The organism is Alysiella crassa DSM 2578, assembly GCF_000745955.1.
Taxonomy (GTDB): Bacteria; Pseudomonadota; Gammaproteobacteria; order Burkholderiales; family Neisseriaceae; genus Simonsiella; species Simonsiella crassa.
This window is the reverse complement of record NZ_JQKH01000006.1, coordinates 1-26,710: the sequence shown is the minus strand read 5'-3', so window position 1 is coordinate 26,710 and position 26,710 is coordinate 1. Positions and strand designations below refer to the sequence as shown.

At 45.0% G+C, this 26,710-nt stretch carries 33 protein-coding genes; 23 read left to right on the top strand and 10 right to left on the bottom strand.

Translation table 11 applies throughout. From position 1 onward, the window contains the following. The first annotated feature begins 74 nt into the window (after positions 1-74). From Q338_RS01465 to ptsP, 6 genes are all read left to right on the top strand, one after another. A complete protein-coding gene (locus tag Q338_RS01465; RefSeq protein WP_034291299.1) occupies positions 75-470 on the top strand; it encodes a PTS sugar transporter subunit IIA in 396 nt (131 codons plus the stop codon). Positions 471-498: 28 nt separating this feature from the next. After that, entirely contained in the window at positions 499-987 is a 489-nt protein-coding gene (locus tag Q338_RS15095) for a nucleotidyltransferase domain-containing protein (protein ID WP_245946739.1), read from the top strand. 6 nt (positions 988-993) lie between these two features. Then, complete coding sequence (locus Q338_RS15090) at positions 994-1,275, top strand: hypothetical protein (protein ID WP_244773597.1); 282 nt, start codon at positions 994-996, stop codon at positions 1,273-1,275. Position 1,276: 1 nt separating this feature from the next. Next, positions 1,277-2,368, top strand: coding sequence for a DNA polymerase beta superfamily protein (locus Q338_RS01455; protein WP_034291298.1), 1,092 nt, complete (start codon positions 1,277-1,279; stop codon positions 2,366-2,368). A 171-nt stretch (positions 2,369-2,539) separates the two neighbouring features. Next, positions 2,540-2,809, top strand: a complete 270-nt coding sequence (locus Q338_RS01450; protein WP_034291296.1) for an HPr family phosphocarrier protein — start codon at positions 2,540-2,542, stop codon at positions 2,807-2,809. Positions 2,810-2,811: 2 nt separating this feature from the next. After that, on the top strand, positions 2,812-4,563 hold the full coding sequence (gene ptsP, locus Q338_RS01445) for a phosphoenolpyruvate--protein phosphotransferase (protein WP_172540022.1): 1,752 nt from the start codon (positions 2,812-2,814) through the stop codon (positions 4,561-4,563). A gap of 138 nt (positions 4,564-4,701) precedes the next feature. Here the strand turns inward: ptsP and Q338_RS01440 are convergent, their stop codons facing one another. Together Q338_RS01440 and Q338_RS01435 are read right to left on the bottom strand one after the other, a co-directional pair. Then, positions 4,702-5,931, bottom strand: a complete 1,230-nt coding sequence (locus tag Q338_RS01440; protein ID WP_244773596.1) for a YihY family inner membrane protein — start codon at positions 5,929-5,931, stop codon at positions 4,702-4,704. After that, positions 5,900-6,835, bottom strand: a complete 936-nt coding sequence (locus tag Q338_RS01435) for a LysR substrate-binding domain-containing protein (RefSeq protein ID WP_034291292.1) — start codon at positions 6,833-6,835, stop codon at positions 5,900-5,902. The genes Q338_RS01440 and Q338_RS01435 overlap by 32 nt, the downstream gene beginning before the upstream one ends. A 492-nt stretch (positions 6,836-7,327) precedes the next feature. Between Q338_RS01435 and Q338_RS01430 the strand changes: the two genes are divergently transcribed. Then, positions 7,328-8,017, top strand: coding sequence for an OmpA family protein (locus tag Q338_RS01430; protein WP_034291290.1), 690 nt, complete (start codon positions 7,328-7,330; stop codon positions 8,015-8,017). A gap of 78 nt (positions 8,018-8,095) precedes the next feature. On the opposite strand, the gene Q338_RS01425 is transcribed toward Q338_RS01430, so the two are convergent. Both Q338_RS01425 and dnaG read right to left on the bottom strand, forming a co-directional pair. Beyond that, positions 8,096-9,043 carry a hypothetical protein gene (locus Q338_RS01425; RefSeq protein WP_034291288.1) on the bottom strand — a complete coding sequence of 316 codons (948 nt, stop codon included), beginning with the start codon at positions 9,041-9,043 and terminating at the stop codon, positions 8,096-8,098. 35 nt (positions 9,044-9,078) lie between these two features. Continuing rightward, positions 9,079-10,845: a DNA primase gene (gene dnaG / locus Q338_RS01420; RefSeq protein ID WP_034291287.1), complete on the bottom strand. Its 1,767-nt coding sequence runs from the start codon at positions 10,843-10,845 to the stop codon at positions 9,079-9,081. Between the two features lie 19 nt (positions 10,846-10,864). Between dnaG and Q338_RS14275 the strand changes: the two genes are divergently transcribed. Beyond that, positions 10,865-11,008 carry a hypothetical protein gene (locus tag Q338_RS14275; protein WP_156961018.1) on the top strand — a complete coding sequence of 48 codons (144 nt, stop codon included), beginning with the start codon at positions 10,865-10,867 and terminating at the stop codon, positions 11,006-11,008. A 15-nt stretch (positions 11,009-11,023) separates the two neighbouring features. On the opposite strand, the gene Q338_RS01415 is transcribed toward Q338_RS14275, so the two are convergent. Beyond that, a complete protein-coding gene (locus Q338_RS01415) occupies positions 11,024-11,872 on the bottom strand; it encodes an SPFH domain-containing protein (protein WP_034291286.1) in 849 nt (282 codons plus the stop codon). 148 nt (positions 11,873-12,020) lie between these two features. On the opposite strand from Q338_RS01415, the gene hisA reads away from it, so the two are divergent. From hisA to Q338_RS01345, 14 genes are all read left to right on the top strand, one after another. Beyond that, positions 12,021-12,761, top strand: coding sequence for a 1-(5-phosphoribosyl)-5-[(5-phosphoribosylamino)methylideneamino]imidazole-4-carboxamide isomerase (gene hisA, locus Q338_RS01410; protein ID WP_034291284.1), 741 nt, complete (start codon positions 12,021-12,023; stop codon positions 12,759-12,761). 61 nt (positions 12,762-12,822) lie between these two features. Continuing rightward, a complete protein-coding gene (locus Q338_RS01405) occupies positions 12,823-13,173 on the top strand; it encodes a hypothetical protein (protein ID WP_034291282.1) in 351 nt (116 codons plus the stop codon). A gap of 87 nt (positions 13,174-13,260) precedes the next feature. Then, entirely contained in the window at positions 13,261-14,025 is a 765-nt protein-coding gene (gene hisF / locus Q338_RS01400; protein ID WP_211249418.1) for an imidazole glycerol phosphate synthase subunit HisF, read from the top strand. Positions 14,026-14,081: 56 nt separating this feature from the next. Continuing rightward, on the top strand, positions 14,082-14,816 hold the full coding sequence (locus Q338_RS01395) for an FKBP-type peptidyl-prolyl cis-trans isomerase (protein ID WP_034291278.1): 735 nt from the start codon (positions 14,082-14,084) through the stop codon (positions 14,814-14,816). A gap of 97 nt (positions 14,817-14,913) precedes the next feature. Beyond that, positions 14,914-15,846, top strand: coding sequence for a hypothetical protein (locus Q338_RS01390; protein WP_156961017.1), 933 nt, complete (start codon positions 14,914-14,916; stop codon positions 15,844-15,846). Between the two features lie 3 nt (positions 15,847-15,849). After that, complete coding sequence (locus tag Q338_RS01385; protein ID WP_051968396.1) at positions 15,850-17,253, top strand: mechanosensitive ion channel family protein; 1,404 nt, start codon at positions 15,850-15,852, stop codon at positions 17,251-17,253. Between the two features lie 39 nt (positions 17,254-17,292). Then, positions 17,293-17,766: a hypothetical protein gene (locus Q338_RS01380; RefSeq protein WP_034291272.1), complete on the top strand. Its 474-nt coding sequence runs from the start codon at positions 17,293-17,295 to the stop codon at positions 17,764-17,766. A 4-nt stretch (positions 17,767-17,770) separates the two neighbouring features. Continuing rightward, entirely contained in the window at positions 17,771-18,457 is a 687-nt protein-coding gene (locus Q338_RS01375) for a hypothetical protein (protein ID WP_051968395.1), read from the top strand. 19 nt (positions 18,458-18,476) lie between these two features. Then, complete coding sequence (locus tag Q338_RS01370; protein ID WP_034291270.1) at positions 18,477-19,199, top strand: hypothetical protein; 723 nt, start codon at positions 18,477-18,479, stop codon at positions 19,197-19,199. A gap of 109 nt (positions 19,200-19,308) precedes the next feature. After that, positions 19,309-19,524 (top strand): hypothetical protein, encoded by a 216-nt coding sequence (locus Q338_RS01365; RefSeq protein WP_034291269.1) that lies wholly within the window; start codon positions 19,309-19,311, stop codon positions 19,522-19,524. 89 nt (positions 19,525-19,613) lie between these two features. Then, positions 19,614-20,279 carry a tRNA (adenosine(37)-N6)-threonylcarbamoyltransferase complex dimerization subunit type 1 TsaB gene (gene tsaB / locus Q338_RS01360; protein WP_084693449.1) on the top strand — a complete coding sequence of 222 codons (666 nt, stop codon included), beginning with the start codon at positions 19,614-19,616 and terminating at the stop codon, positions 20,277-20,279. Between the two features lie 28 nt (positions 20,280-20,307). Next, the gene (locus Q338_RS01355; protein WP_034291266.1) at positions 20,308-20,652 is read left to right on the top strand and encodes a YraN family protein; all 345 of its coding nucleotides are present in this window, start codon (positions 20,308-20,310) and stop codon (positions 20,650-20,652) included. A gap of 4 nt (positions 20,653-20,656) precedes the next feature. Beyond that, positions 20,657-21,250 (top strand): phosphoheptose isomerase, encoded by a 594-nt coding sequence (locus Q338_RS01350; RefSeq protein WP_034291264.1) that lies wholly within the window; start codon positions 20,657-20,659, stop codon positions 21,248-21,250. Between the two features lie 100 nt (positions 21,251-21,350). After that, positions 21,351-21,890 (top strand): hypothetical protein, encoded by a 540-nt coding sequence (locus Q338_RS01345; protein ID WP_244773591.1) that lies wholly within the window; start codon positions 21,351-21,353, stop codon positions 21,888-21,890. Between the two features lie 74 nt (positions 21,891-21,964). Here the strand turns inward: Q338_RS01345 and tsf are convergent, their stop codons facing one another. Further along, complete coding sequence (tsf, locus tag Q338_RS01340; protein ID WP_034291261.1) at positions 21,965-22,819, bottom strand: translation elongation factor Ts; 855 nt, start codon at positions 22,817-22,819, stop codon at positions 21,965-21,967. 85 nt (positions 22,820-22,904) lie between these two features. Continuing rightward, positions 22,905-23,633, bottom strand: coding sequence for a 30S ribosomal protein S2 (rpsB, locus tag Q338_RS01335; protein ID WP_034291259.1), 729 nt, complete (start codon positions 23,631-23,633; stop codon positions 22,905-22,907). A gap of 483 nt (positions 23,634-24,116) precedes the next feature. Between rpsB and Q338_RS01330 the strand changes: the two genes are divergently transcribed. Next, entirely contained in the window at positions 24,117-25,274 is a 1,158-nt protein-coding gene (locus tag Q338_RS01330; protein ID WP_034291257.1) for a porin, read from the top strand. 210 nt (positions 25,275-25,484) lie between these two features. Here the strand turns inward: Q338_RS01330 and Q338_RS01325 are convergent, their stop codons facing one another. The 3 genes from Q338_RS01325 to Q338_RS14980 form a co-directional block, all read right to left on the bottom strand. Next, positions 25,485-26,099: a 3'-5' exonuclease gene (locus tag Q338_RS01325; protein WP_034291256.1), complete on the bottom strand. Its 615-nt coding sequence runs from the start codon at positions 26,097-26,099 to the stop codon at positions 25,485-25,487. Next, a complete protein-coding gene (locus Q338_RS14270) occupies positions 26,086-26,250 on the bottom strand; it encodes a hypothetical protein (protein ID WP_156961016.1) in 165 nt (54 codons plus the stop codon). Before Q338_RS14270 ends, Q338_RS01325 begins: the two co-directional genes overlap by 14 nt. 211 nt (positions 26,251-26,461) lie before the next feature. After that, the coding region (locus Q338_RS14980) for a hypothetical protein (RefSeq protein WP_034291254.1) at positions 26,462-26,710 on the bottom strand (249 nt) is incomplete at its 5' end.

Sequence of the window (26,710 nt, the reverse complement as noted above, 5' to 3'; positions counted from 1 at the left end):
TATAACAGATTTTAGACTTTCAGGCTGCCTAAAAATCTATTACACTTCACCTATTATTTTATTTTGAGAAGATTATGATAGGTTTATTAATCATTACCCACGAATCATTGGGTGCGGCATACACACAACTCGCCAGCCATTTTTTCCCCAATTTTAATTTTGACCACATTCGCCTACTCAATGTGGAAAACACCGATGACCACGCCATCATCATTACACGTGCCCAAACCCTGTTGCCCGAAATCAATTGCGGCAACGGTGTGTTGATTTTAACCGATATTTTCGGCGCAACCCCCTGCAACGCCGCCATGAAACTCATCGTGCCACAACAATCCGCCATGATTAGCGGCTTAAACGCGCCCATGTTAATCAAAGCCGTGAGCCATTCCACTCAAGCCCATGATTTAAATGAATTTACCGAAAAAGTGAAACAATCGGGTTTACAAGGCATTATGGCGTTTACCGAATAATTCAGGCAGCCTGAAAGCAAATATGAATATGAAGACGCAAATTATCCAAAAACTCCATGAAATCAGTCAGCAAAAACACATCCATTTTTTGCACGTTGCCGAAAGTGGTAGCCGCGCATGGGGTTTCCCATCGCCCGACAGCGATTACGATGTTCGCGCCATTTACATCTCGCCCAGCGATGTGTATTTGAGCATAGGCGAACACAAAGATACATTTGAATACATTGAAAATCAATGGTTTGATGTCGGTGGCTGGGATATTCGCAAAACCTTGTCTTTGTTACGCAAAAGCAATGCTGTTTTACTGGAATGGCTGAATTCGCCCACGATTTATCAACAGGATACGGAATTTATTGCCCAATTAAATCCACTTTTGCCGCACTACGTTCAGGCTGCCCCTTTATTACATCATTATCGTGGCATTGCCCATAATGCTTTGAAAGATTTGGATTTAGATGGCGAAATTCGTTTGAAAAAATGGTTTTATGTGTTGCGCCCTTTGTTGGCGGCGCGTTGAGCGGTGTTGCACGGTGGTGTGCCGCCTATGGTGTTGCGCGATTTAATGCAAGACTGGCAGCCTGAACATCATCAAGAAATTTTTGATTTAATTGAATTAAAATCAGAAAAAGACGAACAATATCGCCATATTTTAAGTGCCAATTTGCGCCATGTAACGCTCAATTTGGCAAATGAAGTGGCGCAACTGACACCGCCAGACAGCCAAATCAGGGATATTGAACCTTTGAATGAATTGTTCCGCTCCACCTTAAATCGTTGTGATAAAAATATTGTTCAGGCTGCCTGATATGCACACACTTACCCTTGCCGATTTGCATTCACAAAATCTGATTTTACTGGAAACCGTTTCAGGCAGCCGCGCCTACGGTTTGGCAACCCCAGAATCCGATTGGGACATCAAAGGCGTGTTTTATTTGCCACCAAAACAGTATTTTAGTTTGCACTACACACCGCAAATTGCCAATGAAAGCAATGACATTGTGTATTATGAACTGGGGCGATTTGTGGAATTACTGTTGGCGAGCAATCCACACGCGCTGGAACTGCTCGCCGCGCCCACAGATTGCATACGCCAACGTGCGCCGATTATGGACAATTTGCGGCTGGATTGGTTTGTTTCACAAGCATGTCAGCACAGTTTTGCAGGTTACGCTTTGGGGCAAATTAAAAAAGCGCGTGGTTTAAACAAGAAAATCAATAATCCAATGTCGCCCGAGAAAAAATCGTTATTGGATTTTTGTTATATTATTCAAGAAAATGACACAATTGATTTGCCAATATGGTTGGCAGAAACAAATAGGCAGCCTGAAAAAATCGGCTTGGCTGCCGTGCCACACGCGCGTAATTTATTCGCCGTGTTTTATGATGAAGACGGTTCGCTTGGCTATCGCGGCGTTGCGCCGAAAAATATGGCAAACAGTTTGACCGTGAGCAGCATTCCACCCCACGCCAAACGCGTGGCGTATTTGTCGTTTAATCAGGACGGTTACAGCAGCTATTACCGCGAATACGCTTCCTATTGGCAATGGGTACGCGAGCGCAACGAAACGCGTTACCAAAATAATCAAGCCCATCAAGGCGGCTACGACAGCAAAAATATGATGCACACATTCCGCTTGTTACAAATGGCGCGAGACATTGCGGTTCACGGAGAAATTCGGGTGCGCCGTGATAATCGTGATGAATTGTTGGCGATTAAACAGGGGAGTTTGGATTATGAAACTTTATTGTCGCAAGCAGAACAATTGAACCAAGAAGTGCAAGATTTATTTAATGAAAATCCTTGCAGGCTGCCTGAACAGGTCAATTATGAAGCGGCAGAATGTGCTTTGATTGATATGCGGCGTGAATTGTATCGCGCCTATTTTCAGGCAGCCTGAAAAAGCATGACCAAACAATATGTAGGGTGCGCCGTGCGCACCAAATCCATGAAATAATTAAATTTTATGGAAAAGTAGGTGCGCACAGCGCACCCTACGACTACAACAGATTTGCTCATGTCTTAAGGCAGCCTGAAACCCCACCCCACATTTAAACCATTAGGAAAAATCATGCAAAAACAAACCGTTAAAATCATCAATAAATTGGGTTTACACGCGCGTGCGTCCAGCAAATTCACCCAAACCGCCGCGCAATTTCAAAGCGAAGTGTGGGTGTCGCGCAATGGCAAACGGATTAACGGCAAAAGCATTATGGGTTTGATGATGCTCGCCGCCGCGCAAGGCATGCAAATTGAACTAGAAACGCAAGGCGCAGACGAAATCGCCGCCATGAACGCACTCCTTGATTTAATTAACGATTATTTTGGCGAAGGGGAATAATCATGCTGGTGTTACATGGTTACGCGGCGGGCAAAGGCATTGCGATTGGACGCGCGCATTTGGTGGTGCGCGGCGTGTCGGAAGTGCCACAATTTGATTTGGCAGAAAATGAATTAAACAGTGAAATCAACCGCTTTGAAGCCGCCATCAAAGCCACACGCAAGCAATTGGAACAGCTACGCAACGCCATTCCCGAAAATGCCCCCACCGAATTGGGCGCGTTTATTTCGCTGCATTTGATGTTGTTGAGCGATGTTACTTTGTCGCGTGAACCCATTGATATTATTGAAGAACAATTGATTAACGCGGAATGGGCATTGAAAATCCAAACCGATAGATTAAGCCAGCAATTTGATGAAATTGACGATGAATATTTGCGCCAACGCAAACAAGATATGTTGCAAGTGGTTGAGCGTATTCAAAAAAATTTAATTGGTTTGAATACTGAATTGTTGGTGGACACGGAATTATTGGAAGACACGATTTTAATCGCCCACGATTTATCCCCCGCCGACACGGTATTTTTCAAAGACCAACGCGTAGAAGGCTTTGTTACCGATATGGGCGGGCAAACCAGCCACACCGCCATTTTGGGACGCAGCCTGAATATTCCATCGGTGATTGGTTTGGGCAATGCGCGGCAATTGATTTCGGAACACGAATGGGTCATCGTGGACGGCATGGCGGGCGTGTTGATTATCGCGCCCGATGAATTGGTACTCACCGAATACCGCCAACGCCAACGCGAATACCGCAGCCGCCAACGCCAGTTAAACAAATTAAAACACACCGCCACCACCACCGCCGATGGCGAAGAAATTGAATTGTCCGCCAATATTGAAACGGTGGACGATGTGAAAGCGATACACAAATTTGGCGCAGATGGCGTGGGTTTAATGCGCAGCGAATTTTTGTATTTAAACCGCGACACGCTGCCTGAAGAAGATGAACAATTTGAAATCTACGCCGAAATTGTTAAAAAAATGAAAGGCAAGGTTTTAACCATACGCACGGTGGATTTGGGTGTGGACAAAAATCCGCGTTGGTTTGGCAACAATGGCACGCCCAATGCGGCGTTGAATCCTGCTTTGGGTTTGACGGGCATTCGGCTGTGTCATGCCGAGCCTGTGATGTTTCGCACACAATTGCGGGCGATTTTACGCGCGGCGCATTTGGGGCGTGTGAAATTAATGTTCCCGATGATTTCTGGATTAGATGAATTAAAACAAAGCCTTTCGCACCTAGACACAGCCCGCCGACAATTGAGCGAGCGCGGCGATGAATTTGGCGATGTGGAAGTGGGTTGCATGATTGAAATTCCGTCTGCGGCGATGACGGTGGCGAGTTTGTTGAAATGGGTGGACTTTATTTCCATCGGCACCAACGATTTGATTCAATACACTTTGGCGGTGGACAGAAACGATGACGCGGTGGCACATTTGTATCAACCCGCCCACCCTGCTTTGGTGAAATTATTGGCGCATGTGATTCGCACGGCAAATCGGGCGGGTAAAGCGGTGTCGGTGTGCGGCGAAATGGCTGGCGATACGGTTTATACACGACTATTACTTGGTTTGGGTTTGCGGCATTTTTCCATGAATATTAATAATTTGTTAGACGTGAAAGATATTGTTTTACGCAGCGACACAGGTAAATTAGAAAATGAAATTGTGCGTTTATTGCGTAATGAAGACACGGATAAAGTGGACAGTTTGTTGAAAAAATTAAATGAAGAAAATTTTCAGGCTGCCTGAAGATTGTTAGGCGTACTGCCCACAAAATTGATGTAGGGTGCCTACCACGCACCAAATCGTTCAAATAATTGAAATTTTGGTGCGTGGTACGCACCCTACATTTTGTTGCCTGTACTTGAAAGGCAGCCTGAAAACCATTCACGCACCACTTTTTTTGTCCACTATTTGCTCCGACAAAAACCGCCGTTCAAATTCCGCCAATGTAATGTCCAACATTTCAAAACCCGATTGCATAAGTGCCGCCAAAGCAAATTTAATCGGACTGTCTATCGTGGACGGCATGTAAACAAAATGCCCCACCAATTCGCGTAAGGTAATGTGTTCCAAAGATTTTTTCAGCAGCCAACCATTTTTGTGTGAACCAACATAGCCCATATCTTCCAATTGCTCCAGCAAATCGCCCAATTCATCGTAGCCCATATTCACATGCTGCCTGAAATGCTGGACACGCAGGGAACGCCCATCGGCTTGAGCGCGACTCAACATCAGCAAAATTTGGACAATATCGTTAAACAAAGCGTGTTTGCCGCGTGGACGTAAATACACCGCGCCTTGCCAATACGACAAACTCGCCGTCAGCACCGCCCCCAGCAAAATAATCGCCCACAATAAATGCAGCCACACCAAAAACACAGGAATCGCAGAAAACGCACCGTAAATTATTTGATAACTATTGAAATTTTGAATATAGCCATCAAAACCCAATTTGGCGAATTTGAGTAATACAGTCGTCAATAATGCGCCACACAAAGCGTGTTTGGCGGGGACAAATCGGTTAGGAACAACACGATACAAGATGTACAACACCAGCACATCAAAAATAAACCACGCCATCATTTTCAGGCTGCCTGAAAATTCCGCCGTTTGGCTAATCAAAGACACGCCCAAAGCCAATAATACAGGCATAAACGTCAGCAATGCCCAATACACGGGAAATTGTAGCCATGGGGAACGCGGTCGGCGCACGCGCCAAATGCGGTTAAACGTTTGGTCTATGGTTTTAATCAACAAAAGCGAAGTCAGCAACATCATCACCACACCAACGGTGGTTAATTTACTGGCTTGTTTATTGAATTCATTGAGATAATCCCACACAGCAACCGCACCGCTTGGCACAATAATCGTGTTCACAAACTGCATAAATTCCAGCGTTACATCGCCAAAAATGGGAAACGCCGACACCAGCACCAACACAATCGTCAAAACAGGTACCAGCGCGAGCAAAGTGGTAAAGGTCAGGCTGCCTGCCACTTGCCACACGCGAATTTCATTGCACCGCCGCCAAAAAAAGCGCAAAAATCCCCAATACGGCTTTAATCCCAGCAGTTTCAGTTCATCAAATTGAAAAATCATCAATAGGCGGCGCATACAGTAATTTATCCACACGTTCTCGTGTTAAATTCACGTCAAAATATTCAAAAAAATCATAAGTATAATTTCTTAATAAGACATCGGGGCGCAACAAAATTTGCACATCATCGGGCGCAAATAGGGCAGACACATCGCGTTGCACCAAATCCGTTTGCGCCACCGCCATCGTGTCCACCAAACCCACACCCAAACCCAAACGCACATAAGTTTGCAAAACATCTACATCGTGGCTTATCAAGACAATTTTGCAGTCTTTCATATTGGCGCGTAGCAAAGCGCGTCCGAGTGGCGCGGTGGGGTTTAGCATATAATCGTAAGTCAGCAAGGGGTGGGCAATGATGTCGGTTAAAGCAATTTCAGGCTGCCGTGCCAAAAGATGTTCTTCAGGCACAAGCAAACTGTATGCCCAACGCTCACACAGTAAACGGCGCAAATCGCCCGATTGGGGTACTTGATTGCTGATGGCGAAATCTGCTTCGCCGTGCAACACGAGCGCGGCTAATTCATCGGGGGCGGCTTGTTTAATGCTCAATTGCACATCATTGTGTTTCGCCCGAAACGCCGCCACCGTTGCAGGCAGCCTGAAACGCGCCAATGTGGGCGTGGTGGCTATGGTTAAATTGCCGCCATCGTCTTGCGCGAATTGATTGCCAATGTGCTTGATTTGCTGGACATTACGCAAAATTTGTTCAGCGATTTCCAAAACTTGTACGCCCGCAGGCGTAACCGCCACTATGCGTTTTCCGCTCCGAATAAAAATTTGTACACCCAATTCTTCTTCCAGCAAACGAATTTGTTTGGACACGCCAGGTTGCGAGGTAAACAAACGTTCTGCCGCTTCCGAAACATTGAGATTGCAGCGAAAAGTTTCCACTGCATAGCGTAATTGTTGCAACTTCATGGCTAAATACCGCATTTTTGATGGTAAACAAGTGAATGTACCATAATTTCAGGCAGCCTGAAAATATAGTCGTAGAAATGAAAATGCAGTACAAGGCGACAACGCCCGCCGTGTACGAATAGTACATAAGGGCGTTGGCAACGCCGTACTGCTTTTCAGTTCTGCGACTATTACAGTCAAATCATGGATTGCCTAGCATATTTCATCTCTATTTGCTGCCTAACACAAGGCAGCCTGAAAAACTTGTAACATTTTTACCACAACACAAACCCAGACCACTCCAATAAATCCACAAAATAGCCACTCAATAACAAACAGTTACCCCCAAACACCCCCACTCCCACCCCCGCAGAAAAAAACCGCTTATCTATTGACAGAAACAGCTTAACTTTTTATAGTGAACGCTGAAAAGTTAGGTTTAATCCTAAATATCTCGTAACGTGGCAGACACTTTTCAGGCTGCCAATCATTTTTTTAATGAGGGAATAACAAATGACTAAACAGATTAAATTCAGCGCAATGATGGTTGCCCTGTTGGCATCTACTGGCGCGATGGCAGAAGGCGTACACGGTTACACAACCAGTGGTCAATCTGGCTCTGTGGTACGCAACAGCTACGGCGAATGCTGGCAAAACACCCACCTGAACAAAGAAACCAACGGCTTGGTAGAGTGTGGCGACAAAGCACCTGAACAACAATACCGCACCGAATACAAAACTGAACGCCAAGAAAGCGTAAAAACCTTACAATCTAATTTCTTGTTCGGCTTTGACAAAGAAACCTTGCGTCCTGAAGCCATCACTGAGTTGAACAATGTGGCTCGCCAATTGCAAGGCACTGAAGTGGAATCTGTACGCGTAGAAGGTCATACCGACTTTATGGGCAAAGATTCTTACAACCAAGCATTGTCTGAACGCCGTGCAAACGTAGTGGCAAACTACTTGGCAAATCAAGGCGTTCCAGCTTCTAAAATCTCTGCTGTGGGCTATGGCGAATCTCAAGCACGCATGACTGCTTCTTGCCAAGCACAAGTAGCGCAAATGGGCAAAAAAGTGTCTAAAGCGAAAAAACGCGCTGCTCTGATTGCTTGTATTGAGCCAGACCGCAAAGTAGATATCCGCGTGGTATCTAACGTGGTAACTGAAATCAAAGTACCTGTAACTGTACCTGTACAACAATAATCCAGTTAGCTAAAAATCAAAGCTGAATATTCTAATGATTGAATATTCAGCTTTTTCTATTTTCAGGCTGCCTGAACATTAAAAAATCGCTTCTACCCGAAATAAAACACTTGGATAATGTTTCCTATCTTCATCACGATTATTCGCATAACGCACTTCAGGCTGCACAAACAGCCAATCACGCCACACAGGTTGCCGCCAACTGGCAAATAAACCATAACTGTTCAAACGATGACCATCGCCACTTAATGCCCCCCCCACTTGCACGCCATAATTCAGCCGCCGATTCCCCGACAAATTGTGTTGGCGATACAAACTATTGCCCCACGACCAGCCTTTCTCATCGTCATTGTCCACATAATCCGCGTGTACATAATTCGCCACAAACACATCGTCCGCTTGCGCCCGCTTCACTTCCATGCTGCTACGCGCAAAATGTTTGCTGTCCAAACCGTAACGATACATTTGCTCCAATTTCGTGGTGTAATGCTGCCCATGTTTCCAAGTTTTGCTGGCTTTCAGGCGCAAATAAACATCATCGCCTGAACGCACACCAATATCCGCATCGGTATCAATACCTTGTTTTTTGGAAATATTGGACCAGCGCAACGCCAAAGATGAATTTTCATTACGGCTGCTACGCGCATTCAACCATTTATCATTGTTGTACACCATTGGGCGATTCAATTCATCGCGGCTACTGTTCACAATTTCGTGATCCAAATCGTCATCGCCAAACACTACACTCACTTTGCGCTCCAACACGGGCAATTTTACGCGCCCACGCACACGCGGTTTCACGCGCACACCATCATATTTGTCCCAATTCGTGTCCAACATCACACGCAAATTCGCCGAAGCAGGGTGATTCGGGTCGGGTTCACCAAACCAATCGTCCATACGATTCGCCCATGATTTCAAAGTGTTGTGCGTATTTTGGTGTTGCACGTCCACCCAAGTATCGTTTTGTTGCGCAAACGCACACGGCATGGCAAACACCATCAGCGCACATAATTTCATCTTCATATTTCGTTCCTTTCAGGCTGCCTGAATACAGGTTTTTATTTCATTTTCAATAAATTCATCAATAAATTCATTTCTTGTGCATTCAAATTGCCCTTATTTTTCAATAATTCAATTTGCTCGCCCACCGCTTGCCGCACCAAACGGGTCATGCCATCGGCAAAATCCTGTTGTGCCGCTTCGCTGTCATCATCGCCCCACGCTTCCATTTGGCGACAGACATACGCCAAAGTTTCAGCAAAACGCGTTTCGCGGAAAAATTCCAATGCCTGCGCCATGCCCACACGCACATTGCCCGCGTGTTCACGGTAAAAATTCGCCAATGCCCACAAACACGCCATGTCTTCGCCCATAGGCAAATAATCTGGAAAAACAACCTGTTCCGCCCAATCAGGATTGAATAATAATGCCCGAATTTGTTTTTGCACCAAAGTCGGCGTTTCAGGCTGCCTGAACGATTCGCGCGGCAAATGATAAGACTTGGCTTGCACATGACGGCGCGGCGCGGCTTGTCCCATCAAGTGCGCCAAATTGCTCGGGTCTATGCCCGTTTTATGACTCAATTCTTGTTTCAGCAAATACGCCAACGCGGGGGCTTGGCTAATTTGATTCAAAAACGGCGTGGCGGATTTCACCAATTCGGCTTTGCCTTCTTGCCAATTCAAATCCAAATTTGCGGTCAGCGCGTCCCAAAAATACACGGAAAGTGGCTTGCTTTCGTACAATAAGGCTTCTTCAAAACGCATTTTACCAAATTGGCGAACAAAACTGTCTGGGTCGTGTTGCTCGGGTAAAAATAGAAAATACAAAGATTTATCGTCTTTTAATTGCGGCAATGCGTTTTCCAAAGCCCGCCATGCCGCTTTGCGCCCAGCCTCATCGCCATCAAAACAAAAATACACGCTATCGGTTTGACGAAACAGCAATTTAATATGCTCGGCGGTGGTTGCCGTACCCAAAGCCGCCACCGCGTAGCCCACGCCAAATTGCGCCAATGCCACCACGTCCATATAGCCTTCCACCACCACAATGCGCCCCACGTCTTTAATTGTCTGCCGCGCTTCGTGTAAACCGTATAAATTTTTCCCTTTGTCAAACAAGGGCGTATCAGGCGAGTTTAAATATTTCGGTTTACTGTCGTCCAACACGCGCCCACCAAAACCAATCACTTCGCCCCCCACACCACGAATGGGAAACATAATGCGGTGGCGAAAACGGTCGTATTGCCTGCCGTTTTCATTTTCCAGCACCATGCCGCTTTCCATCAAAGGCATGGACGGATAAGGCTGAAACACTTGCGCCAAAGGCTGCCAACCATCGGGCGCGTAACCAATACCATAATGCGCGATGATTTCGGGCGACAAACCGCGTTGTTGCAAATAAGCCATCGCGTGTTTATGCAAAGGCAATTGTTGGCGATAAAAATCGCAGGCAGCCTGAACGGTGGATTGTAGCGTTTGCTGTTGTTGTTTTTTGGCAACGCGTTGGGTGGCGTGTTCTGGATTGTCGCCGCGCACATTCGGCACGACCATGCCCACGCGGTCAGCCAAAAACTGCACCGCTTCCACAAAGCTCAAACCCTGATGTTGCATAATAAAACCAATCGCCGAACCATGCGCCCCACAGCCAAAGCAATGGTAAAACTGCTTGCTGGGACTCACAGAAAAGCTGGGCGATTTTTCCTTATGAAATGGGCAACACGCCATATAATTCGCGCCACCTTTTTTCAGGGGAACATATTGGTCAATAATATCAACAATATCGGTTCTGGCGAGTAGGTCGTCTATAAATTCGTGGGGTATCATGGTTAGGCAATTTTTTTGAATGGGAAATGTTTTGGGGAAAAGTTCAGGCTGCCTGAAAGTTCACAACAAAACTTACGTAGGGTGCGTATTACGCACCGAAATGCCACATTATTTGAATCATTTGGTGCGTGGTACGCACCCTACATTTGTGTCGTTGTCATAAAGGCAGCCTGAAAACTCAATCGCCACTCACATTCAACACAGGCGCAGCATTTTCTTCACTCAACAACACCGTCATCATATTGGTAACCAATTTGGCTTTTTCGCTGTCGCTCATGTTCACAATACCGCGTCTTTCCAGCTCTTTGACTGTGCCGCCAACCATTTCAATCGCACCGCGCACCAAAGTTTTCCGAGCCAAAATCACCGCTTCGGCTTGTTGGCGGCGCAACATGGCTTGCGCGATTTCGGGCGCGTACGCCAAATGCGTAAAACGCACTTCGTCAATCATAATGCCCGCCAATTCAACACGTTCCTGCACCATTTCTTCAAAACGCGCCATGATATTTTCCGAATTCCCCGACAAACTGTCGCTGCTGCCATCATTGGTGTACGGATAATGCGTGGCGAGTGTCCGCAATGCGCTTTCGCTTTGAATTTGCAGGAAATTGTACACATTTTCCACATCCAATACGGCGGCGGCAGGGTTTTCAATGTGGTACACAATCGCGGCAGCAATTTCAATCGGCGTACCAGACGAATCGTTTACTTTCAGCGTTTCGGTAACATAATTGCTGGTTTTTAAAGAAACCACTTCCGTACTGTAAAAGGGAAACAGCCAATAAAAGCCCGAATGCGGCAAAATCCCCGCATATTTACCAAATAATGTGCCAACCAAAGCCGTATTCGGTTGAATGGTGCGAAAACGTGTCAAACAATACAAAAAAGGCGCAACCACAAACATAGCCAAAAAACCGCCTGAAAAAAACGCAACTGCAGAAAATACCGCTACAACAACTAAAGTTACCGCCATCGCAAAACCATTAATATAGGGCATTTCATATTTAGAACTTTGGGTTTGACTCATGATGCTTTCCTTTCGGGCTAAAAATGGTTGAAGTCAACTAAATTATAACGGAAAACAGGTTTTCAGGCTGTCTAAATGAAAAATCCGCAAAACATGTGTTAATTGGTGTAAAATTGCGCCCTATTCTTTCCCAAAATAGTGAACAAAAATGCAATTAATTCCAGCGATTGACTTAAAAAATGGGCAATGTGTCCGCCTGAAACAAGGCTTGATGGAACAAGCCACCGTGTTTTCCGACCAACCTGCTGATATGGCTTTGCATTGGAAAAAGCAAGGCGCACGGCGTTTGCACTTGGTGGATTTGGACGGCGCGTTTGCGGGCGAACCCAAAAATTTTCCTGCCATTCGTGAAATTCTCGCGGCGGTGGCGGCGGATATTCCCGTACAATTGGGTGGCGGCATTCGTGATTTACAAACCATTGAAAAATATTTAGATTTAGGTTTAAATGATGTGATTATCGGCACGGCGGCGGTGAAAAATCCTGATTTTGTGCGCGAAGCGTGTCGTGAATTTGCTGGGCATATTATTGTCGGTTTGGACGCGAAAGATGGCATGGTGGCGATTGATGGTTGGGCGACTGTTACTGAACATCATGTGATTGATTTGGCAAAACAATTCTCTGATGATGGCGTAAACAGCATTATTTACACCGACATTGGGCGCGATGGCATGATGAGCGGCGTGAACATTGAAGCGACGGTGAAATTGGCACAAAATTTGCTTGTACCTGTGATTGCATCGGGTGGTCTGACGAATTTGGACGATGTACGCGCTTTGTGTGCGGTGGCGCATGAAGGCGTGGCGGGTGCAATTACGGGGCGCGCGATTTACGAGGGCAGCATTGATTTTGCCGCCGCGCAACAATTGGCAGATGAATTGTGTGCTTGATTTTCAGGCTGCCTGAAATTTTTTAATTAATTGATTTTTTAATATGAAAGAGAGTTAAATCATGAACGGTACGTTTATGTTGATGGCGTTTGTAGTGGGCTTTTGGGGCATTTGGTCGGCAAACCGCGACCCCAATTCGCTGATGGAAGGCTTGGGCATTACCATTATTGCAATTGTGGCAAAAGCAATTATGGAATGGAATGGTGTTCCAAGCTTTGCGCCTGTGGAATTGGCAACTTGGGGGGTGATGTGGGTGTTTACGGTGGCGGTGATTGAATTGGTGGGACGTTATTCTGTTAGCATGGGTGTGAATTTGAGTATTTCAGTTGGTGGCGCGGTGGGCTGGTATTTCTTGGCGGAATATATTTTTGGTGCTTCAGGGCAAGCATTATTGAAAAACTACGTTGGTTAAAACGATAACTTGTTCAGGCTGCCTGAAAATGGGACAATTCCTAATTTTCAGGCAGCCTGAATTATTTTTGTCAAAAAGGAACACATTATGTTAGCCAAACGCATTATCCCCTGTTTAGACGTAGAAAAAGGTCGCGTGGTCAAAGGCGTGAATTTTTTGGGTTTACGAGACGCGGGCAACCCCGTAGATGTCGCCAAACGCTACAACGATGAAGGCGCAGACGAAATCACATTTTTGGACATCACCGCCAGCAGCGACAACCGCGACACCATTTTGCATGTGATTGAAGACGTGGCAAGCCAAGTGTTTATTCCGCTTACGGTGGGCGGTGGCGTGCGAAGTGTGGCGGACATTCGCCGTTTGCTCAATGCGGGCGCGGATAAAGTCAGCATTAACACCGCCGCCGTTACCAATCCCGATTTGGTCAGCGAGGCAAGCGCGTTTTTCGGTTCGCAAGCGATTGTGGTGGCGATAGACGCGAAAGCGGTCAATGCTGAAAATTCGCGCTGGGACGTGTTCACGCACGGCGGCAGAAAAGACACAGGCTTGGACGCGGTAGAATGGGCGCGTGAAATGCAAGCGCGTGGCGCAGGCGAAATCCTTTTAACATCAATGGACAGAGACGGTACGAAAATCGGTTTCAATTTGCCGCTTACTCGCGCCATTTCGGAAGCGGTGGACATTCCCGTCATCGCTTCGGGCGGCGTGGGCAATGTGCAGCATTTGGTGGAAGGCGTGTTGCAAGGCAAAGCGGACGCGGTGTTGGCGGCGAGTATTTTTCATTTTGGCGAAGTGTCCATACGCGAAGCCAAATTAGCCATGCAAGCGGCTGGGATTGAAGTGCGTTTGTGATTTTTGATTTTGGCTTTGCTGAACAGCGTTTCAGGCAGCCTGAAAGGTATTTTCAGATGAAAAAAACATTTTTGGCGATGATTTTGGCGGCGGCAAGCGGTTTGGCGTTTGCCGATGATGATGTGAAATTATCGGAACAGCAGCAAAAAGATTTGAGCTATTTAATGGGTTATGAAGCGGCAAATATGGTAAATAAGCTACCAATGCAAGCCATTATGCAATGGGATAAACAAGAAATATGGCAAGGGTTGCAAGATGCACTGGATAATAAAGCAGCTAGAGTCAACAAAAAACAGCATCGTCAATTACTTTTGGAAATAGAGAGAAAACTTGACACATACCACCATCATATCGCTCAAGAAAACCTGACCAAAGGCGAGCAATTTTTGGCGCAAAACAAAACGCAGGCAGACATTCACACCACAGCCTCGGGTTTGCAATATCGCGTGGACAAGGCAGGTTCAGGTGCGCGCGTGAAATTGGGCGATACCGTGAGCGTGTTTTACACAGGTAAATTGTGGAACGGCACAGTATTTGCGCAAGTAAATGAGCAGCCCTTTACCCATGAATTGACCCCAGAAAGCATGATTGCAGGCTGGGTTGAAGGTTTGCAACTCATGCAAAAAGGGGGTGAATACACCTTGTTTATCCCCGCCAATTTGGCGTTTGGCGAGAGCTCAGTGGGTGCATACATTAAACCCAATTCCATGTTGATTTTTGAAATCAAAGTGGCGGACATTCAAGCCACACCCAGCAAAAAGAAAACATCGCCCAAAGCAAAACGCAAATGAATTTTTCAGGCAGCCTTTCAGTACACGACAATTTTTACAAACACCCAAAATGTAGGGTGCGTATTACGCACCAAATTGCCACCAAATTGAATTTTGTGTGAAAAAATGGTGCGCACGGCGCACCCTACGACTTTATGACAAAGGATACCCCATGTTAAGCAATAAACAAACAGATAATTTACTGATTAAATTGGTTTATTTTTTCTTATTGCTGATGTTGGCGTATATTTATTACACAGAATTATATATTCTCTATATTTTATGGCTGCCTGCTGCATACTTTGGTATTGGGAGTGTCTATGTTTTGACTGGTAAAGCACCAAATAATTATGCTTTTCCCCTTTCATTTTATGCCAATGTTTTTCTCGCCATTGCCTGCATTCCCTATATAGATTTATTGTATTATTTATATAATGTGTCTATTTTATGGTTTACCTTATCCATTTTGATTGTTTTACTCACCTTAACTTTTGGCGGCTATATTGCGCACATTATTAAAATGATTTTGCTGGCATTGGTTTTTGTCTCTATACCCTTGTTTATCAAAGAAAGTGAATGGGCAAAATGGCACCATACCACAGCAAAACAAACCCTTGCTGTTACAGGCATTGTTCCCAAAAATCTGATTTATGAACGATACCATTGCGGCAAAAAAACCCCATGTGAAGCTAATTATTTAATCATTGATAAAGTTAAATTATCTTGTTTTTATGGTAGAAAAGATGAATGGTTGATAGATAAATGGACTTGTCAGGATATTTTTGATTATATTGGGCAAAAAGCACACTTCACTTATTTACCAGATGATGAATACCGAAATAGAATTTTCTCCATTCAAATCAATGAAAAAGAATTATTAAGCCATGAGCAAGCCATTGAATTTTACACAGAACAATTCCATCAGTTTTGGCGCAATTTTTTTAGCGGTATTTTCTTGATAACATTGCCATTTGTGATGTTTTATTTTTGGGCGCGAAAAATGATTTTTAGGCAGCCTGAACCCCCATTCCCCCAACCCAAAGGACAATAAAAAATGACAACAGAACAATCCCTTAGTGAAAAATTAAGCGAAACATTGGCTTATTTATTTGCCCGCGATGAATTTACCGCCACGCTTTTGGGGCGCAGTTTCACGCAAATGATAGGTTGGGCGGAACTGGCTTTGGTGCTGGCATTGGCAATGTTGGCGTGGCTGGCGGCGCATTTCATCACGCGCAAACAGTTGCCGAAAATTCAATCGGTTTGGCTAAAACCATTATTGTTGCGGGTCATGTTGCCATTATTATTGACCGTATTTGGGACGGTTGGTTTATTGGGCTGGTGGGCAACGGTGGGGGTAGATTCTTTGTGGTTGCGGCTGATGGTGTTTGCGGCAAACTGGATGTTGGCGATTCGTTTGATTTTAGGTGGTTTGCATTTTCTGCTGCCTGAAAAGTGGTTGAACCATAAGCGTGAATCGTTTTTGGCAACTTTATTGTGGGTGTATTTTTTGTTTTGGGTGTCGGGCATTGATGATTTGTTGATTGGTATGTTGCGCGGTATTCAGTTTGCGGTTGGCAAAAGCACCTTAAATGTTTGGACTTTGCTGACTGGGCTGTTGTGGGTGGGTTTGATGTTGGCGGCGATGATGTCGCTGGGGCGTTGGCTGGGCAAGCAGTTAATGCAAACCGATAGTTTGGACATTAATTTACGGATTGTGTTGTCCAAAATCATTCAGGCTGCCTTACTGATTTTGTCGGTGTTGATTGCCCTGCCTTTGGTGGGGATAGATTTGACGGTATTGTCGGTATTTGGTGGCGCGTTGGGTGTAGGTTTGGGTTTTGGTTTGCAGAAAATTGCCAGTAATTATGTGTCGGGCTTTATTATTTTGGCAGACCGTTCTATCCGCCCAAACGACCGTTTGACGGTAAACGGTTTCACGGGTTATGTAACCGCCATCAATGCGCGTTTTGTCGTATTACGCAGCGCGAGCGGACCAGAAGCCTTGATTCCCAACGAAACTTTTGTAACCAGCACCGTGATTAACGAATCCTACACAGGCAAATCGCTGTACCAAAGTTTGGACGTGCAAGTGGCGTACCACACCGATTTAACCAAAGCCCTACGCATTTTGCAGGAAGCTGCCGCCGCACAAGAACGCGTAGAAAAAGAACCCAAAGCCTTTTTAACCAATTTTGGCGAAAACGGCATTGATTTACGCGTAGGATTCTGGGTAAAAGACCCTGAAAATGGTTTTGCAGGTTTAAATTCGGCGATTTTATTGGCAATTTGGCAGCGTTTTAATGAAGAAGGCATAGACTTTCCCTTTCCACAACGCGAAATCCGCATTTTGCCCGATGAGCAAAATCCCAGCGATTTGGCTTTACTCAAAGCGCAAATTCACGCCAAACACAGCCAAACAGTGGGCAAGGAATTTGATGATGACGATGAACAATAAATTTCAGGCTGCCTGAAAATTAAATTAAGGACAAATCACATGAATACTGTGAAAAAAATATTGTCTGTCATTGGCTTATATATTTTGATTTCACAACTTTTTGTTTGGCAAATGAAAACGAAGCCACGACCGCCTAGTGATTATTTCAATGTTTGTGTCATGGAAAATAATACGCCGAATTTGCTGACCATTAAAAAAATCAAAACCACACAAACCGTTTGTACACAGCCTTTGGATTATGATTTTCCGCATTTTGGTTCCATGCACTTGCGCTTATTACCCAATCAAATTTGGGAACTGGAAACATGGAGAGATAGTATGGGCGACCCAGCTATTTACCGTTATCAAATAGATAATCAGGGCAAAATCACGCCAATCAATTGGGAATATGGCGGCATGATGATGCGTGTGATGGCGTATATTTGGGCAATTTTTATTACCACATTCATTTGGAAATTCGGCAAATGGCTGTATCGCAAAATATTCAAAACATTCAGGCAGCCTGAAAATTAAATTTATGTTGAAAAAGATATTCTTAACGCTCATATTATTCGGTCAAACGGCTTGCACTTCAGTGGTGTGGAACGGCGGCATTTACGATGCCGACCGCGCCATCAACACCCGCACCGTTGTGCAAACCACCGACCACGACCAAATCCACGCCTTTGCCTATGTGCCACACAATGGCGAACCGCTTTCAGGCAGCCTGATGATGATGGGTGGCAAATATTGGTATGCGATTCAATCAGATATATCCACCGAATTGCTCGCACCACTTGCCGCCCGTTTGCCGCAACGCTACCAAATCACCGCCCCCTACACAGGCAAAACACTCGCCGCGCTCCCCGTCAGCATTACCGATGGCAGCCATTTTCACAGCGATTTTTGCCTAGATTACCACGCGCAAAATCTAGATGAACACCAAACCTTACAAAAATTACGCTTCCAGCCGCAAGCCAATCCACAGCATTACCGACTATGCTATGCCACCGAAGGCACAGTTTATACCAAACCACAACAATTTTCCGAAGATTACCGTTTCCACGACAGTATCCCCATAGAATTAACTTTGAAACAAAATCAAACCAATATAGACAAAAGCAAACTCGCCAGCCATATTTTGCTCACGCCACTTGCATTGGCGGTGGACACGGTTAGCGGTATGATTATGTTGCCGATTTTGGTGATTGGCGATTTGTTTTAATTTTTCAGGCTGCCTGAATATGAATATTCAAGAATTAAAAAATAAATTTAAAAAAATCAATCAATTAAAATTAATTTGGGGAATATGGCTCACATTAGCACTCATCACGACCAGCTCACTCACGTTTCTGGACGTTGCCATTCACGCCCCCGAATTGCCGCTTAAATTACAAGACGGCGCACAAGTAAAATGGGAAGTGTGGCGACCTGTTGCCACCCAATCCACCCAATTTGAAATGGGCTACCGCCGCGCCAGCAATGGCGATTTGCGCCTGAATTTGCTCGGCGATGTGGGAAAAGGCGTGATTGGCGAACCCGTGTTGATGAGAATTTCTGTAAATGGCAAAAGTTGCGATTTTATGCAAGATGATGTAACCAGTTGGAATAATTGGGTTTTCCGACCACTCAAACCCGTACAGGCAGCCTGCAAATTGCCCGAACAATCGGGTTGGAACAAATGGACAGCCCAAGTGTTACAAACCAGCCCCAAATTGGTGGGCGAATCCACGCGGCTGGGCATGATTTCGCCTGCTGGCACCATGAGAAATCGCGCCAACAACCGTTATGGCAGCATGGCAGAATGGCTGTTTTGGGGCGAATTGGTGTGGTTGCCGTTTTTTCTGTTTATGAGCATTCCTTTGATTTTGGACGGCATCAATCGTTTGACAAAACGCTTTGATTGGGAACGAAAATTGCGCCAACAATGGCAAAAATTGATTTGGAATTTGCGCCATAAATGGTAGGGGTAAAACGATTTTTCAGGCTGCCTGAAACATTTTTTCATCGCTTGACAGTCATTTCATCAAAACAGATAATCCCATTTTATGTTTTATTTTTATATGAAAAATCAAAATGTTAATTGAAATTAGTGCATTGCCGCCTGCCATTCAAGAGCAAATTTTGTCGGTTCAAAAAGGCGAATTGGTTCAATTTGTGAATCATGGCAAATTAATTGGCAATCTCAACTGCCCCAGCGAAGATTCCTTAATGGCTGCCGCAGGTTTGTTACAAGGTTGCGGCATTGACGGCTTGGAATATGAACGCCAAATTCGCAGCGAATGGGATTAAAAATGTATCTTACGAATATTCAGGCTGCCTGAACAATTTTTATCGTGTAACGTGTTATAATTTCGCCCATTTTTTTATTTTCCCAAACCATGAAACCCCTACTCGCCATAGACACCAGCACCAGCTATTTATCCCTTGCCCTGATTTCAGGCAGCCTGAAAACCGAATTTCACGCCGAAGTGGGCAATAAACAGTCCGCCGAAATCTTGCCACAAATCAATGCCCTATTCTCACAAGCCCATTGCACGGCGGCGGATTTGGGGGCGATTGTGTACGCGCAAGGGGCGGGCGCATTCACAGGTTTGCGAATTGGAATCGGCGTGGCGCAGGGTTTGGCGGCACCGTTTGACACGCCCTTGATTGGCGTACCGTGTTTGGACGCGGTGGCATATCAAATCCCTGATTGTGAATGCGTTTTAGCCGCTACAGACGCGCGTATGGGCGAAGTGTTTTACGCATGGTTTGACACGAAAAACCACATTCGTTTAAGCGATTACGCGGTGGGCAAAGCCGCCGACATCAGGCTGCCTGAAAACGTGTCCGCCGAAAATATGCGTGGCGTGGGCAATGCCTTTGCCTTGGAAATGCCGTTTTCAGGCAGCCTGAATATGCCAACCGCCGCCGATTATCTGGCTTTGGCGCAAACAGGACGTTATCCACAAACAGACGCGGCACACGCCGAATTATTGTATGTGCGCGATAAAATCGCCCTGACCGCCGCCGAACAAGCCGCGCGGAAAATTCAGGCAGCCTGAAAAATTTTAATTTAATCAAATAATTAATATGAAACTAAACCACCCCACAGGACAAGCCGCCGAAGACCGTGCCCTTGCCTTTTTGCTGGAACAAGGTTGCGAATTGGTGGAACGAAATTGGCATTGTCCATACGGCGAAATTGATTTAATCATGCGTTTAGGCGATAAACTCTTGTTTGTTGAAGTGAAATTTCGCAAAACCCAAGCATTTGGCGGCGCAGCATACAGCATTACCCCAAATAAATTAGCCAAACTCCAACGTAGCGCAGAATATTATTTACAAATCAATCAACTAAATACCGCTTGCCGCCTAGACGCGGTTTTGCTACAAGGCACAGCAAGCCCCCAATGGATTACCAACCTCACAGGATAACTCAATGATGATTTTACATGAACGCGTTGCGGCGCATTTTGAAGAAAGCATAAAAGTCAAACAGTTAGCGCAAGAAGTGCTGACCGAAGCCACCGCCGAAGCCGCATTAATGCTGTTTAATGCTTTGGCAAACGATGGCAAAATTTTAATATGCGGCAACGGCGGTTCCGCCGCAGACGCACAGCATTTTGCCGCCGAAATGACGGGGCGTTTTGAACAAGAACGCATGGAATTGGCGGCGATTGCGCTGACCACCGACACCTCCGCGCTGACCGCCATTGGCAACGATTACGGTTTTGAGCATATTTTCAGCAAACAAGTGCGTGCGCTGGGTCGTGCGGGCGATGTGCTGATTGGCATTTCCACATCGGGCAATTCGGGCAATGTGATGGAAGCGATTAAGGCGGCTCATGAGCGCGATATGCGCGTGGTGGCGTTTACAGGGCGCGATGGCGGCAAAATTGCGGCGATGTTGCGCGATGGCGATGTGCTGCTGAATGTGCCGTACCATCGCACAGCGCGTATTCAAGAAGTGCATATTCTCTTAATTCACGCGCTGTGTGATTCCATTGATACCATGTTGATGGAAGGTTTTTAATTTCAGGCAGCCTGAAATGGGGAAGTGGCATTTCAGGCTGCCTAAAAACAACAAACATTTGAAATTGATACCGTTATTTCTAGGAATGTGGGAGTGAATTGTGAATGTTTTAGAACGCAGACAAAAAGCATATCAAAACAGTAATGGTATTTGTATTTTATGTAATCAACCCATTTTAAGTCATGAAAAATGGTCTGTGGAACATTTTATACCTCGCGCAATATATAAATGGATTCAGAAACCAGAGGTTGAATTGCAAGTGGAGAGTGCCGCTAATCTATTTGCAGTACATATGGACTGCAATTTAAAAAAAGATGCAGAAATTCCCACAGTCAATACAATAAATTCTTTAAATGTTTCTCAAACAATTAAAGATGAATTGCTTTTGGTATATCGGGAAATATATGATAGTATTGAACAATATCGTAGTATGAAACAAAGTGTATGGGCAAAACAAGAATGTTCTTGTGCTTTTTGTAAAAAAAGAATCCGATTGGTAAAAGCAACATTGCGGAGAATTAACAATCAGCTTGAACGAACTCGTGAAAATGCCATGTGCCTATGTTTTCATTGTAGCCTTAAAGCATCTCATCCCGAATATAAGAAAAAGATGGTGGATAAAAAGCAACTATCAAAATGAAAATAGAAGAAAAGCTGCCTGAAAAGCCAAAAAACTTTTCAGGCAGCTTTAAATTTTATTGCTGAATCAAAAGATTAAACTTTTGCAGCCGCAGCCACTTCTGCCGCGTAGTCCACAACCGCTTTTTCAATGCCATCGCCCACTTTGTAGCGTGCGAATGACAAGATTTCTGTGCCATTTTCTTTGGCGTATTGGGCAACGGTTTGGTCTGGGTTCATCACAAATGCTTGACCGTTCAAAGACACTTCTGCCAAGAATTTTTTGATGCGACCTTCAACCATTTTCGCAGCGATTTCAGCAGGTTTGCCAGATTCAATCGCTTGTTGGGTGTAGATGTGGCGTTCTTTTTCAACGGTTTCCGCATCAACTTGGTCTTCGCGTACGCATTGTGGTTTCGCTGCAACGATGTGCATGCCGATTTTACGCGCCACGTCTTCGCTGCCTGTGTATTCCACCAACACGCCTTCGGTTGCCAAAGCACCGTGAATGTAAGCCACCAATTCGCCAGAAGTTTCAATTACTTGGAAACGGCGTACAGACATGTTTTCGCCCAATTTGGCAATCACGGCTTTGCGCTCGTCTTCCACCAAAGCCGCCAATTCTTCAACGGTAGCGGGTTTTTTCGCCACCGCAGTTTTGGCAACAAAATTGGCAAATTCAACAAAACCAGCGTCTTTTGCCACAAAGTCGGTTTCGCAGTTTACTTCAACCAATGCGCCCACTTTGCCTTCAATCGCGTAAGCCAACACGCCTTCGGCAGCCGTGCGACCTGCCAATTTACCTGCTTTTGCGCCAGATTTAATGCGCAAGATTTCTTCGGCTTTTTCAAAATTGCCTTCGGCTTCTACCAATGCTTTTTTGCATTCCATCATGCCCAAGCCAGTTGCGGCGCGCAAATCGGCAACCATTTTTGCAGTAATTTCTGCCATATTGTTCTCCAAAAATATCAATTCAAATGAAATTCAAAACAGGCTGCCTGAAACCGTTTTCAGGCAGCCTGAAAAGACAAAAGTCTTATTCAGCAGCTTGTTGTGCAGCCGCTACGGTTTCCGCAACCGCTTGGTTTTTGCCTTCCAACACAGCATCAGCGATGCCACGGCAGTACAAACGAATGGCTTTGGCAGAGTCATCGTTACCAGGGATAACGTGTTTCACACCGTCAGGGCTGTTGTTGGTGTCCACAACGGCAATCACGGGAATGCCCAATTTTTCGGCTTCCACCAAAGTACCGTGTTGGTAGCCTGTGTCAATCACGAAAATCGCGTCAGGCAAACCTTTCATGTCTTTGATGCCGCCCAAAGAGCGTTCCAATTTTTCCACTTCGCGGGTCATGTCCAACAATTCTTTTTTGTTGTAACCGCTTGATTCGGCGTTTGCCAACAAAGCGGCTTTTTCTTCCAAGCGTTTGATGGATTGTTTGACGGTTTTGTAGTTGGTCAGCATGCCGCCCAACCAGCGATGGTCAACGTAAGGCATACCTGCGCGTTGTGCTTCTTCTTTGATGATTTCACGCGCTTGGCGTTTTGTACCAACAAACAAAATCGTGCCTTTGTTGGCAACCAAACGGCGCACCACTTCTTGCGCTTCGTTAAACAAAGGCAAGGTTTTTTCCAAGTTGATGATGTGGATTTTGTTGCGGGCACCAAAAATGTATTGTGCCATTTTTGGGTTCCAGTAACGAGTTTGGTGACCGAAATGTACGCCAGCTTCAATCATTTGGCGCATAGTAACTTGAGAAGACATTGAATTTCCTAAAAAATATAAGGGTTAAAAAGCATACATATTTCTGCCAGAATTTTCAAAATACCTTTTCAGGCTGCCTGAAAACACCCTTAACGCGAAATATGTGTTGCGTCAAAATAAAAAAGTTTCCCAAAAGGAAAACTGGTTGATTATACGGCGAATCAGCAAGATGGCGCAAGGGAAATTTTTACTTGATTTCAGATATATTTAGAATCTGTGTTCATAATCTTATATAGCTTGCTTTTATCGCCACTTCATGCGCCTACTGCGTTGGCTTTTTAAGCCAATCGTCCCGATATTGGCTTAAAAAATCGCCTTATATTCGAAAAAATTTTTAATAAAATCAATATATAAACCTTACAAATACAGGTTATTCGTTATTTTTCATGGGTGGTAATTTGTAAAATTTGTCTCATTTTAGTTAAAATATGATAAATTATTTGTTATTATCAAAAAGTGTACATTTACAAGGGAAACATAATCATGAAATTAAAACAATTGATGATAACCATTTCTATGATACCTCTCGCTAGCTTGGCTCAAGCAGATGTGATTCTGTATGGGCAAATGCGTGGTGGCATGGAAGTGGAAAGCAAAAAAGTGGGCAATACCAAATTATACAATGGTACGCGCACACGCGTGGTTGCCCCAGGCTCTCGTTTGGGCTTTAAAGGCAAAGAAAAACTTTCAGGCAGCCTGAATGCGGTTTGGCAAATTGAACAACGCATTAATTTAAATGGCGATGGTTCGGGTTTTGCTAATCGTGATTCGTATATTGGCTTGGAAGGCGACTTTGGGCGTGTGCATTTTGGTTATGTGAATACACCAATTAATGAGTGGTCAGACGGCTATCTTGACCCATATCAATATATTAGCGATGCTTTAGGCGCGGGCTATTGGACACGCAACAGTTCGGGCAATGATGTGAAACGCCGCCGCACGGCTATGCGTTATTACACGCCACGAATGGGCGGCTTGATGATGCAAGCCTATGTTTCACCAAGCAATAATGCGCCAAACAATGATGAAAATGTGTGGGTAAATTCGCGTAAGATAGACAAAGGTTTGTATGGCGTAGGTTTGGATTACAAACACAAAAATGGCTTTTTCACCAATTTGGTGGGCGCACACACCAAAAATGGCGGCTACAACCCTTTGAAAGATGACGCATTCCAAGCAATTGCACAATTTGGTGTGGAAAAAGACCACTTCACCGCAGGTTTGGCGTATCAATTCGCCAAAAATGTGGACGCACCGAGCGCATTTGACGCGAATATTTTTGACACTTATGTCGCCGCCAATGCAGCCACACCAGCGAGTGGCGTACAAACCCGTGCCATCACGCGCTCACAAGAAGTGTTGGCGATGGCAGCATTCAAAGTTGCGCCTAATCTGCGTTTACGCGCAACGGCGGCGCATGGCTTTGACATCAAAGCCTTACGCACCAACCACACGGCTGGCACAAGCGAAATCCAAAAAGTTGGTAACAATGGCAAGTACTGGCAAGGCGTAGTGGGCGCACAATACACATTTTCCAAACGTACCGATGCCTACACACAAATGGGTTACATTAATATAGGTAAAGGTGATGAAAAAGTTCGCACTGTTGCATTTGGTGTGGGTTTACGCCATCGTTTTTAACAATTGGATTTAAATGGAAAAACACGTTTATCTTTATGATAGATAAACGTGTTTTTTATTTTCAGGCTGCCTTTCAGTACACGATAACTACATGTAGGGTGCGTATTACGCACCGAAATTTCAATTACTTGAATGATTTGGTGCGTGGTACACACCCTACATTTTGGGTGTTTGTAAAAATTGTCGTGTACTGAAAGGCAGCCTGAAAAACTATTCTCGCGCCTGCAAAGCCAAATACATCATCGCCACATTGATGGAATCATTAAGCGCGTCATGGCGTGGTAAATCAGGAATATTCAATTTTTTAATCATGCTCGCCATACGCAAATCCACCACCATATCGTAATATTTCTGGCGCATTTCCTGCTGATAATACAGCGCCGACACTTCAATTTGCCGATTGGGCATGCCCACGCCTATCATTGGTTTCAAGAATTTATTGACCATCGCCACATCGTATTCCAGAAAAAAGCCCACCACAGGACGACCGCCCACAAATGCCAAAAATTGCTTCAAGGCTTCTTCAATCGGTAAGCCGTTACGCAAATCTTTGGGGCGCAAACCGTGAATGGTAACGTTCCGCGCTTCCATCATGCCTTCGGGTTTCACCAAAACGTAAAACGATTCACTGGTAACAATTTTATTGCCACAAATTTTCACTGCGCCGATGGAGATGATTTCCGCTTCTTTCACGTCCAAGCTGGTGGTTTCGCAATCAAAACTGACGTATTCATCTGGGATATTGTCGTCAAACAAAAAGCGGTAGTTAGGGTCGCGCAATTTTTTCAGGGCGAATTGGCGTTTAAAATGTTCAATGATTTTCATGGATTTGTTCCTTTTCGGGAGCATGGCGTTGCGCCGCCATACCCACGCTTTGGGTGGGTGGCGCGTGATATTTTGTGGGCAATAATGTAGGGTGCACCGTGCGCACCAAATCAACCACAATACTTAAATTATTCAGACATTTGGTGCGCACAGCGCACCCTACATTTCGGGGCGACAATTTTTCAGGCAGCCTTTCATTACCCTACAAATTTCTGCCGACCACCCATCTATTCCCTCTCCTTTGGGCATGGGTATCTACACATCTTTTTTGAGATTATGTTGATTGTTTTTCAACAAAAATTTCAAAACAAGCTGACAAAATCTCGCCGTGTTACGCGTGATTTTGAAACTAAAATTAAGGGCTATTGAATTGATATTTCAAATAACCTTTTAATTTTATTGTAAAAAGATGTGTAGATACCCATGCCTTTGGGAGAGGGTAAAACAGTTAATGTACCACGATTTTTCCCTCTCCCCAGCCCTCTCCAAAAGGAGAAGGAGCCAGATGGTGGTATCTCAACGATTACGGGCAATATTTTATTTTTGTAGGGTAACAAAAGGCAGCCTGAAAACATCAAGTATTCAACCGAAAATGCATTCTGATGATGTTT